11 protein-coding genes are annotated in these 12,233 nt (G+C 38.7%); all 11 read right to left on the bottom strand.

Translation table 11 applies throughout. From position 1 onward, the window contains the following. Window positions 1–4: 4 nt before the first annotated feature. Window positions 5–838, bottom strand: coding sequence for a PP2C family serine/threonine-protein phosphatase (locus ACYPXO_RS00480; protein ID WP_459638791.1), 834 nt, complete (start codon window positions 836–838; stop codon window positions 5–7). Between the two features lie 16 nt (window positions 839–854). Next, window positions 855–1,652, bottom strand: a complete 798-nt coding sequence (locus tag ACYPXO_RS00475) for a vWA domain-containing protein (RefSeq protein ID WP_459638790.1) — start codon at window positions 1,650–1,652, stop codon at window positions 855–857. 4 nt (window positions 1,653–1,656) lie between these two features. Beyond that, window positions 1,657–1,890: a hypothetical protein gene (locus ACYPXO_RS00470; RefSeq protein WP_373241168.1), complete on the bottom strand. Its 234-nt coding sequence runs from the start codon at window positions 1,888–1,890 to the stop codon at window positions 1,657–1,659. Window positions 1,891–1,911: 21 nt separating this feature from the next. Continuing rightward, entirely contained in the window at window positions 1,912–3,210 is a 1,299-nt protein-coding gene (locus ACYPXO_RS00465; RefSeq protein WP_459638789.1) for a protein kinase domain-containing protein, read from the bottom strand. Next, window positions 3,210–3,719 (bottom strand): hypothetical protein, encoded by a 510-nt coding sequence (locus ACYPXO_RS00460; RefSeq protein WP_022038035.1) that lies wholly within the window; start codon window positions 3,717–3,719, stop codon window positions 3,210–3,212. The genes ACYPXO_RS00465 and ACYPXO_RS00460 overlap by 1 nt, the downstream gene beginning before the upstream one ends. An 81-nt stretch (window positions 3,720–3,800) precedes the next feature. Further along, window positions 3,801–4,868 (bottom strand): leucine-rich repeat domain-containing protein, encoded by a 1,068-nt coding sequence (locus tag ACYPXO_RS00455; protein ID WP_459638788.1) that lies wholly within the window; start codon window positions 4,866–4,868, stop codon window positions 3,801–3,803. A gap of 66 nt (window positions 4,869–4,934) precedes the next feature. Beyond that, window positions 4,935–7,013, bottom strand: a complete 2,079-nt coding sequence (gene brxL, locus ACYPXO_RS00450; RefSeq protein WP_459638787.1) for a protease Lon-related BREX system protein BrxL — start codon at window positions 7,011–7,013, stop codon at window positions 4,935–4,937. A gap of 57 nt (window positions 7,014–7,070) precedes the next feature. Continuing rightward, window positions 7,071–7,739, bottom strand: coding sequence for an RNA ligase family protein (locus ACYPXO_RS00445; RefSeq protein ID WP_459638786.1), 669 nt, complete (start codon window positions 7,737–7,739; stop codon window positions 7,071–7,073). Further along, window positions 7,740–8,270 carry a hypothetical protein gene (locus tag ACYPXO_RS00440; protein WP_459638785.1) on the bottom strand — a complete coding sequence of 177 codons (531 nt, stop codon included), beginning with the start codon at window positions 8,268–8,270 and terminating at the stop codon, window positions 7,740–7,742. It lies immediately after the preceding gene. A 1-nt stretch (window position 8,271) separates the two neighbouring features. Then, a complete protein-coding gene (locus ACYPXO_RS00435; RefSeq protein WP_459638784.1) occupies window positions 8,272–9,654 on the bottom strand; it encodes a DUF3696 domain-containing protein in 1,383 nt (460 codons plus the stop codon). A 30-nt stretch (window positions 9,655–9,684) separates the two neighbouring features. Next, complete coding sequence (pglZ, locus tag ACYPXO_RS00430) at window positions 9,685–12,231, bottom strand: BREX-1 system phosphatase PglZ type A (protein ID WP_459638783.1); 2,547 nt, start codon at window positions 12,229–12,231, stop codon at window positions 9,685–9,687. Window positions 12,232–12,233 lie beyond the last annotated feature (2 nt).

The raw sequence follows: 12,233 nt of genomic DNA, 5'->3' as shown, positions 1-12,233 counted from the left end.
TCCCTTACTCTTTTGCAAAATACACCATAACAACTGTGATATCATCCCCGCACCCAAGTTCACTGGTCTCTGTCAGCCAGTTCTTCAGATTTGCCTGTACAGTCTCAGTTCCATGCTCTTGAATCATCTGCAGATAATCCTTACATGTCTTCTGGTACTCTTCATCAGAAGTATAACTGTTTGCAAATCCATCTGTAGAAAGAATATACATATATGGCTCTTTACTTTCCATTTCCCGTCTCCGCACCGATGCCACTGCTTTTCTCCATGCATCCGGTTTTGAAAGGGAATGTGTTTCTGTTCCAAGGAATTTCTCTGGTTCTACCAGCGGTGCGACTTCATCTTTTAACACAACACTGATATCACCATCTCCGATCTGGAAGGAAAATACAAAGCTGTCTGTCACTAGCATTCCAAGCAGCGTTGTTCCGTACAGAGAAAATACGGATGGCCACTTAATATTTCCATCTTCATCGGTCATTCCATCTACTTTATTTTTATAAAAAGACTGTTTCACCCTTGCCTGCCATTCTTCACATACATCCTGAGCGAAGCGCATGTCACCTTCCCGATTAAGGAAAGTGATTAGATTAGACAGTCCTGTTTCATCCTCTCCATAGACTTTCAGATAGTTCTTCATCACTTCATAGAAAGAATTCACAGCAATCATAGATCCTCTGTCACTTCTGGGACATTTGGAACTTCCATGTCCGTCTGCAACTGCAATGATCGCAATTTTATCTGATATTTCTACGATTCGTTTATTGTCCTGGCAAGGCGTTTGATTTCTTACATGAGTCGCACCTTTGACGATTCCATCACATATATAGCGTTTCATCCGACTCCTCCTCTTCTTACCAGACAGCGCCTTCATCAAAATCATCTGGATTTGGAATGTTACTCATATCAAGTACCAGCGGTGCCCCATTGTTTACAGGCCCAAAAGGATCATCTGCCGGTGCGGAAGCAGCTACGGAAGCTCCTGATGCTGTTCCAGATGCAGTAGCCACTGGTGCAGAAGCTGGTACAGAGTTTATTGGCTTGCTTGATGGAGCCGATACCATAGATGCTGTCGTAGATGCCCATTTAATCATTTTTGCAAGGGCTGCCGCATTATTTGCCTGTAAAACCAATTCATTATTCCCACAAAACTCAACTAACACGTCATCATCTGCATCTTGACCAATGGAAATTGCAATTTTAACTGCTTTTCTAAACCATGGTAATTTTTTCAATTTTTCCAGACTTCTTTTATAATCATCTGTAGGTTGTCCATCAGAAAGAAGTACTATAACCGGCGGTAATGCTCTTTCCGGCATTGGCGGAATGCTCAGCTGTGCCGCTAAAAGATCAAATGCTTTCCCCAGCTCTGTCAGCCCATTTGCATCCATATCTTCCCATCCATAATCTTCAACAGGTACCGGAGTGGTTGTAATCCAGCTTGCACCTGATGAGAACTGTAAGGCACGGATTAAAAGCTGTGCATTCGGATTATTGTCCGCTGCCGAACGCATTTCCGGTATGCACTCCTGAATTGTATTGTTAACGATTCCAATTTTCTCTCTGTACATAGATCCTGAACAATCTACTACCCAAAAGAAATGAATCGGTCTTGTTGCCAATTCTCCACCTGGTCTTTGTAATACTTCCATCTTCTTATCCCCCTATCTTTTCACATCCAACTTGTAAATCATCAAGTATCTTCTTATCTATTTGCCATGCATGTTCCAACTTTGCTCTGCAAACTTTAACTTCTCTATCAATTACTTCTTCTCTATCTTTAGCATACTTAATTCTAAGCAATATTGAATAAAGATCTAACTCCTTTTGCATTCCCAAGGCTGCTGTTGCTTTATCAATCTCTTCTTGCATTTTATCCTCTGATACCATTCCCCATTCTCCTTTAAGCGATTATCTGAACTCCCCTGTTGATTCAGGGAATATAATCTTTACACCTTTTGCAATCCCGGCTGTTTTTCCTGGTGCAACCGGGATCTGTGTACCGTCTGCTTTCTGATACGTCCAGTTCACTTTATCTTCATTTCGGATTCCCCAGAGTGCCGGGTTCTTCGGATTCTGAACCACGGATCCTACGACTGTATCCATATCAAAATCATCGTAAACATGATGATGTAACAACTTTGTATTCTGATTTAACAGTACCTGATTTTTCCCAATGATGATCTTATTGGGTACCTGTACAGCTTTTCCACAGTTCCAGCAGGTATGTGTTACACCTTTCGCTTCCAAATCTTCATCATAAAAAAGCTGTGCACCACAGGAACACTGCAACATTCCGCTCATCATGTTAGAGAATAACGTCATCCATTCCGGCTCCGTAATACGTTTGCTTGGCTCATTCAATCCAACTGTAAATGCTTTCGTAAACATCTGTCTCAGTTTTTCCGGATATAACGGCCAGTAAATGGTAGCGTTATCATGAATTCCTTTCACCGGTCTGTTCGTCTTATTATTCGGATCAAAGATAAATACCGGATCTGTACCATACAGTTTCACTCTGGCTGCCATATCCATACATCGAATACTTGCTTCCAATTTTCCTTCCAGTGGATGATTCACCATAAAAAGATAAAACAACAGCACGGAAAGTGAATATCGGTCTGTATCTTTGGATGGTCGTTTTTCTCCTCTTACAATCTCTGGTGCCATAAATCCCGGTGTACCAAGGACTCCACCTGGCTTGCTGTTATCAAAGGATACGTTGTCATTGTCACAAATCAGTACATCTCCATTATCCGGATTAAAGAATAAGTTTCCGAAAGAAATATCCTGGTACTTAGCTCCCATAGCATGTAGTTTCTGATAACCTCTGGTCAAATTAAAAGCAGTTCTGCACAGCGTATAAAAAGATGGATTTACACGTTTCTTCATCAGATCCACGATACTTTTATAATTTTTCGGTCGAAGAGGCATGATATAACCGTATAGATCACTTTTAGCAGGTACAATCAGCTCCATAGGCCAGAGAAAACTTTCATCCGGTGAACCTTTTGCAATAATTGTTTCCAGAATCTTTTTCTGACGCTCGGTAGCACTTCCCTTAAAGTACCATTTCAAAGCATAATGATTGCTGCCACATTTCACATCATAGACTTCTCCCTGTCCACCGGCTCCCAGAAGACTGACTACCTCATACTTATTTCCACTCTCTGAAGTGAGAATTGTTCCATTTTTTAATTGTCCTTCCATTATGGTATCTGCCTCCTTTGTTTGATCAACTGCAATACCTGATTTACTACACTTCCATCCGCCACGATCATGCAATAAGATTTATTTCCAAACTGCATTTCACAGGCATTGCTGTATGGAGTAATTGCGGTCAGATAACGATAGGTCTTATCAAATCCCCATTTGGTTGCCTGAAATACAATTCTCTGATTCGTTATATATAAGATTCCCCGGTGCTGCACAAGTTCTGTATGTTCAACAGTCTTTCCTCTTCCAGAACTCCAACGAGTTCCTTCAAATAATCCGGGACTACTATGCCCATAATGCCGATACTGCTTTACTGTCTTTTCTTCCAGATTAACTGCCTTATCAATAAAATGGATTTTCTCTCCACGTTTCAGGAACAGTTTGTCTGTATTTAAAATTGGAAGTCTGCCGGCAATAATCTCCTGTCTTGCCGCATCTGGCAAAATCGTTGTCACCGTAGGAATCTGGTTCCGATTTCCAAATAGTGCATCAAAAAGTCCCATCCTCTCACCTCTTTACCCAGTCAATATACCGTAAATCTTCTCTTTCGTTGTCGCATAGCAGGCGACAATCTGAAACTTATGCTATACCAGCTGATATTTGAATTTGTTCTTTCTGGCATATTCCTCTGCATAAGAGCCAAAAGAACATTGAATAATAAACTGTTTATCTGTATTAGTAAAAGCATCCTGCCCGATCTGTTTTACACTGTCCGGGATCACAATAAAATCTAAGGAACTGCAGCCAAAAAATGCACGTTCACCGATGACTCCTAGTTTTTCATGTAATTCCACTTTTTTTAGATTCGTACAGCCTTCAAACATACGATCTGGTATTTTACCTATATTCTCAGGAATTGTCACTCTCTCCATAGACTGACAGTCTGCCAGCAATCCATCACCTAACCAGAACACTCTCTTAGGAATCTCGATTGTCCGCAAGCCAGTTCCTTTCAACGCACCATCCCCAATTGTCTTTAATGCCATAGGCAACGAGATTGATTTAAGACTGCTACAATTTTCAAAAGCAAAATCTTCAATCTCTTCGATACTGATCGGTAATACCACCTGATGCAGTTTGTTACATTCCGAGAAAGCATTTCGTCCAATATAGGATATTCCTTCTGTCAGAATGGCTTCCTCTGTCGGAGAATTACTGAAGCTGTCATCTGCGATCTCCACCACCGGCGTATTCCCGGATTTATTCTGAAAAATAATCGTTTTGTTCTTATCTCCACGAAATCCAGTCACTGCAAGACCTTTTCCTCTACGGCTTTTTTCATATGTAAATAGATCCCCATAAGATCTGCCAGAAGATGACTGTTCTCCTTGAATTGCCGGTCCGCTTCCCTGCTTCTGAATGGAAATGTCACAGGCTTTTCCCAGCACTTTTGCCCCATAGCATGCACACCATACTGAAACAATCCAGTCTGCATTAACACGGCTCATGCCAAAATCGTCCATAAGCTGCTTCACATATCGGAATGCAAAGGTATTATTGATGTGGGATGCAGTCTGAATATCCTGCGCAATTCCCATGTTATATGCCATCAGCAATAAATTGACATTCTTCGCCTGATCTGGAAATAAGTCTTTTACCAATGCCGTAAATTTCTTTCTATCATCAAGAAATGCCTGGTGTTGCCGCAACATCTCTTCAAAATCCTGTTCAAAAATAACTCATCACCTTCTTATCTGCTTTTGTACTATTCTCATGTCTTATTCCACACCAAGTGCTTTAAATACTGCTTCTTCTGCGGAAGAATAGAAAATCAAGCTAAATGCACCAACCAAATCTGATGGTACAGTTCCCAGATCACCTGCAGAAGTAATTGGCAATAATACTTTCTTCGCTCCACTGTCTAGACATACTTGCAGTGTACTTGCCAGCTCATCTACCTTGATCAGAGTACCTCCAATACTGATTTCACCAAGAATTGCAAGGCTGTTCAATGGTGTCTTTCCAAGTGCTGCGGAACAGATTGCAATTAACGTCGGCAATGCCAGGTTTCCTGTCATTCCAATGCCCTGCATATCCTGATAGTTAATGATATAATCCTTTGTTGTGGTACTGATCTGACCGGAAATACGGTTTCCATTTGCTTTCAAATAATTAAATGCTGTATTTGTTGCCTCTTTCGGCTCTTTTCCTGATCCAATGCCAGTACAAGTCAGCTTTCCATTTCCAGGCATCATCTGTGTTTCCAGCATATAGCAACCGATCATACCTGTCTTTGATTTGGAAACGGTATAAACAGATCCTGGTTTTCCCATGCCTTCCGGAATTAACTTGCCGCCGCCCTGCTCTGGAACGGAAACATAATGCTCCTCAAAACTGTCATTATCTGTATAAGAGAAATTCACATCATAGAACTCCATGCCGCCGATCTTTTTCAACTGCTCTTTGACTCTGCGACGAAGTTCCAGTGAAATCTCCACAATTTCACGCAATTCTTCTTTCGTTACCTCTCCATCCGGATACAACAGTTTTGTAAATCCGGAAATCATCTTGCGGACTGCAATGGTATCACGCTGATTCAGGTTGTTTCCAAGACGGAAATACTTGTCCATCAGATCACTGTAGCTATCTTTACGCAACTCACGCATAAACTCAGACAGATAATCTGTAATAAATCCATAATCATTGGTGAATGAATCTGGCCTATATTTCGGAATCTCCCAGCCTGGAATATAGCAATGCATACGATCCAGAAATGCAGTATCTGTTCCCATTTCTGGTGGAAATGGATCAAATAAACTGGATGTCTTCAAAAGGGTATCCACACTCTGGTTGATATTTCCTACAAATACCATAGAAGCCTTTGCCTGAATCTCTGCTTTTCCTCGTGAAAATGCTCCGGATGCCATATATCCCTTCATGATCTGGATACCATCTTTATCCTTGAATTTAATGCCGGCAACCTCATCAAAAGCCACGCAATCCCACATTCCCACAAGACCTACTGTATGGTTGGACATGTTATAGAAGAGATTAGCAACTGTTGTCTGCCCTCCGGCAACCAGAATACTATTCGGAGAAATCTGCTCATATATGTAAGATTTACCGGTAGAACGTGGTCCCAACTCGCAAAGGTTGAAGTTATTCTCTACCAATGGAATCATACGTGCAATCAACAGCCATTTTGCTCTCTCACTAAAGCTTTCAGGCTCCAAACCAGTCGAACGAAGCAGGATATCCATCCATTCCTCTTTTGTAAATGCTTTTCTTCCATTTCTCACTTCATCCATATCCACATGCGGCATCTGGATTGGTGTCAGCTTACGGATACGGATTGGTTGTGTATTCTTCTTATCTTCCTCAATAAACTCATACTCCATCTGCAGGATACACCAGATACCACCACAGAGCAGTCTGTCATAATCTTTCACATAATCCGGGTGAATCGGAATTCCTTTCACACCCAGGTTAGAGAAAGTAGCTTCATAACGATCTTCTTTCGTATTTAACACAACCGTAATACGGTCAATCACGGTATAACTACCTCTTTCACGCAAAAGAGAGAGAATCTTCTGTGCTTCATCCGGGCGCACATAATTATCTCTCAAAATACGCTTTACGTTCTCTACCCCTTCTTCAATGATTTCATCATCATCGGAATTACAGTACTGTCCGAGGAGGTATTCCAGCACATAGACCGGAACATTAGCGCCTTCACGGATAGATTTTGTTAAATCCTTTCGTACTATACGACCGTCATAGTATTGACGGAGCTTTTGTTTTATTTCTTCTCGCTTGTCTTCGGTTATATTATCCGAAGAAGTTTCATACTCGTTCATGATTGGCTTCTCCTTCATAGCTACTATAAATTTCTTGTATAAATATAATTGCAATCATCAGTTCCAATGAACTTTGTTACATTGGAGTCTTCCTTTCGACCAGTGTTCTACAATATTTTGTTTGAATTCTTTTCTTACCATTTTGGCTCTGTATTTCAAATATCCATCTTCATCTTGGCGAATGTATATCCCCTCACAATAATCCTTTCCATATTTTGATTTTTTGAAAAAAGTTGACAAATCACATACATTATAGGTACCAAATCCAAGTTTCGGAACTATTTTCACATTCATCTGATTCAACATAAGATTTCTTTGTTGAACCGACAAAAAACGTCTTCTTTTAATGTCGAAAATATCAAATCCTATAAACCAATCCGGTAAATTATCATAATAAACTGAATGCTTAGCATAACACCATTCTCCGTAAAGGATAAACTCATCCATTAACACATCAAATATTTTTTCTTCATGACAGTTTATCCAATTATTCAATGGTTTCCACTGTCCCTCAAATGGTTTCATAAGATATGAGCCACGGTTTTGTAACCGAATCTCTCCATTAGCGGTAAAAGAAATTCCCAGATTAGCACCATCTATTTTTTCTTCTATTGTGACAGGTTTGCTTAAAATATCCCTTACTTCACTTTTTGATAAAATTTTATCACTTCTTTGAAAACTCATATCTGTTTCAATATATGGAGTAGATGGAAACTTAAAAAACATTTAATCAGCCCTCTTATTTAAGATTTTTTGCTCATACATTTTTTGAGCATAATCCCTATCTAAAAATTGTATATGTATACCATATTTTGCAAAACTTTTCTCATAGCCAAGCCATTTGCCATCTGCAGCTTCAATAATTGGTGGTTTTTCTTGATGCGCATTAGATAATGCAACAAATTTTTTATCACTTTCATCAAATTCCTGCGTATCCTCATCGTATGGAAATTCCTGATATTTTCCTTCTGAATCTTTATGCAATTTTATATTATCCTCTGGCAAAATTGTTGCATAATATTCGTACAACCATTTAAAAAAGATTTTTCCCATGTTGCTATTTCCATATACATTTGTATGGTATTCCTTCCATATTTCATGATCCAAATCCAGCACCAGTTTTTTATCTTTATTTTTTGTAAGTTCTCCAATATACTCCATACATGCCTTTTGCATCTTTAGTTCTTCCGCTGGACACAACTCAGGAGCAACCGCTGCTTTAGCTGGAACATTCGTATCTAAAATTATTTTATTCATATTAAATATTCTCCTTGGCAATTCGTCTGTCCATTGCACGCATTGCTTGTTCATACATGTCCTTTTCCATGTCTCCAAAGAAACCATCCGGCCAATTTAATATGTTTCCATACTCATCAACATTTAGTTCCTCCAGTTGAGATGACTTCTGATTATTCTTTGCAAAATATGCTTTCACATCTGATGTTTTAATTTCTTCTTCCGATATCCTACGTTGCAATCTTCTTAACAAATGTTCAGAATGTGTTTCTATTATAACTTGTACTCTACGTTTTTTCTGATTTTCACGCATGTTAATAGCATCTATTATTACATCTGCCAATAGTGCCTGTGCATTAGGATGAAGGTGAATTTCTGGCTGTTCAATAAAAATAACCGAATTGTCCGGGGCATAAAATAATTGAACAATTACTGGTAAAACCTGTGAAACTCCAAATCCTACATCTGGCAATCCCACAAATTGATCTGCCCCTTTTATTCTAACTTTTACTTCATATTCTTGTCTCTCTCCTATTTTTTCAATTCTATACTCCTCTATCAACCCCATCTTTTTCAATGATTCACTGATTATAACTTCAAATTCCTTATAATTGCTATGTGGAAATTTCAATTTTTTATTTTGTTTCTTCGCAGATAAAATTGCCGCTATTGTATTCTCTCCTGCATCACCGACACTTTCAGGATTAACACCAGACCAACTATAACTTCTTTTAGTTTTTGTACGCATAGGTCCCAAATAATAAAATTTGGAGAAAAAATCTTCCTGATGGAGATTCAAATCTTGAAGGAAGTCGGAATCCTTATAGTAGGCTAAAGCAGCATCCGAAAACCCATAAAATTTTACTGGCTCTGTTAATTTCCAGCCCCTTCCTGCTTTTGTTCTTTTAAAATCACGATCTGAATCTAAAACATAATTTCTATTACTCTCCTCTTCTGTTTCTTTTTTCATTCCTACCGTTAACTTAAGCGTTTCGTCATTATACAATCGATATTTGAACTCATTTACTTCCAGATATTGCGTTTCCGGATCACTTACTTGAATGTCACCCTCAAATTCAATTTGATTATAGCTTTCTCTCTTATTAGAATTTTCAATTACTGCTTTAGTATCCATATCCCAGCGAAATTCAAATTTCATATTTCCCTCTAAATCATGAGCATAAAATATATCCGATACAGATCCCAAATCCACAGAGTCTCCATTCAACAATAACACAGTTTTTCTATCCGATTGTCTTACAGTTTGTTTCAACATAACCAAAAACTGCCCAATACTAGATTTACCAGAACTATTACTACCAAATAATACTGTTATAGGGGCTAAATCAAACATTCCTGTATCTTTCCACCCTTTGAAATTTTGTATGTGTAATTTTCTTAACATATCTTGACCTCCTCATCTTCAACTTATCAACTAAAACCCAAAATCATCCACAAATGCAATATCAATCATGAATTCATATTGCTGTAAAATATTCTTCTCATCATTCACATCTGCCAGTACCAGATAGTACTTGTCACCATACTTATATTCTCTGGACTTCAATGTAAATTTCTCATGGAATGTTCTTTTCTCCGGTGCATCTTCCCGGCTGTTTGCAACAATCGGTACATCAAAAGATATCTTTTCTCCACCTTCCGTCGTAAAGTATGCCACCAGACTTCTTGCTTTCATGGTATCAGTCACTTTTTCTGTCTGGATAAAATCAAAGTAAGTAATCAGATTCGTTACTTTTCGGTTCACAGAGGTCAGTATCACGTCTACATAATCGCAAACAACTGCTCTGGTATTTGTTGTCAGTTCAATTACCGGAATCAACATTTCCTGAAGAGAAGAACCACCATGTACATAGTTCTGTCCACCACCGGCTACTTTGAATATGTCTGCTCCAATCGGTGTCGTCACATATAAGTTATTCATATATGCCATCAATCTGGACTTCATTCCCGGTTCGTTTACTTTTTGTGTTGTAAGTAAGAACCGTTTATTGGAATATGCGCAAATTTCCCGGTCATAGGATACTTTATCAAATTCATGTAGCTTGTCTCTCTTATACAAGAAGCCATGATCTGCTGTGATAAAGAATTTCGGTGCCGATATATAGCTGGTCAGTTTCTTGATCAACTTATGAATCTCTTCGATTGCTTCTGAACACGCTGTAAATACTTCATTTTCACTGGCAGACTTATCACCACGCGCATCCACCTGATTGTGATAAATATATACGATATTCTTTTTCTGCAGCAATTCACGGATCTTCTCTTTATTTGCACTTGCCACTTCATCAAAAGCTAATGCCACATTATTTTCATTCTGTGCTTTTAAGATCTTGTCTCTGGATGCCTGATCACCGCAACTCTGTCCGTCTACTGTGACATTCAACTTATCATCTACCTGTAATTCCTTATGTGGTAAAAGACTTGCCATTCCCACTGAGGTTACAGACGGTAGTCCACTAATCATACACTCCAATTTCGGTGTGCATTTTTCATCCAATTCTAATCGTTCCATCAATTCCTTTGCACACTCATACCGGAAAGCATCAGAAATAATAACGATGACACGATTCTTTCCTTCATAAGCCTTCAGGTAATTACGATAAAAATCTTCCTGACGTTTTAATCCGGTATCTGCCATCAGATTATCTGACAATTCCTGATTCCATTTCGGTGTTACTTTCTGCAGATAAGTAAAGGAATACATATTCTCAATCCGTTCTCTTACCTGTGAAAATCTCTCTTTTTCTTCTATACAGTCATAGGCACTGTAAAACCATCTATAATAAGAATCAACCAAATATGTCTGTTTCTGATAATCGGCTACCATAGTCTTAATATCACTGGTCACTTCCTGAACAGATACCGCCTTCATCATCTGGTAAGCATATTTGATTGCCTGATATTCTTTTTTATATACATTTCCAAAATGACAGGACTTTGCTGTTCGCTGCTCTGCAATCTGTGCAATGTTCATGCCATCAATCTGAGCATCCAGGATTTCATCATTCAGCTGATCCAGTACCCAGTCAATTAAGATATTATCCAGTCCTCGAAAAGCATCGCAGTTTGCGATATCCAGAAGCTGTGCAGACTGATCTTTTGCTTTGTCCGCATCCTTTTTCAATTCATCCCGGATTCTGGATACAACTCGTAATGTCTTGTCCACTTTTTCTGATAACGCATCATACGCATCCTGATAAAGTACATTGTCCATCAGATTCCGGACAAAGACCACCACATCATTCTTTTTTTTCAAAACGTAAGATTTCAGCACAGCCGGCAACGTATCTTTCAATGCTACTGAAGCATAAGTCAAGATCATACATGCTGCCAGATCATCTACGTTCGGATTTTCAGACTGATATCCGAAATACTTCTCACATAACTCCCAAAACTTTTCTAAAAGTCCATTATCCTCAAGTGCTTTCATGTATGCAGCGCTATCGTTTAATAATAACTGTCTTGTAATCTCTTCAAAATTGGGAGTCTTCACATCTGTAAGCACGGCAATAAGACCAATATCAATAGTTTCCACATTGAAATGGTCTATGCCAAGCTCCTTAAACTTCTCGATACGATTCTTATTTTTCCAGAAGTTACTGTACTGTGCCAGATGTTCTTTAAATCGGTTATCAATTCCAATTTCCTGCGACATCTGGGATACCCGGTCCGTGTAGTACGGAACCGAGTAATAATACATATCTGCCAATGGATTCTCTACATCACTTGGTTTTGGAAATGGTGCATATACAAGATACTTACTCTCTGTATCTGATTCATTTAATAACCATTTGGAATAAAACCAGTTTACTCCATCCAAAATATGTAATTTTGCATTATCCAATTGCAGTTCAGATACTTCGTCTTCATATTCTCCTTTATCATCAAACCAGAATATAATACGAGTTTCTTCTTTGGAAAACTCTGTATTCAACTGATCTTGTATATTTAATAAATCCATCT

The organism is Faecalimonas canis (assembly GCF_054601575.1).
The sequence above is the reverse complement of the archived record's forward strand: the minus strand, read 5'-3'. Positions and strand labels throughout refer to the sequence as shown.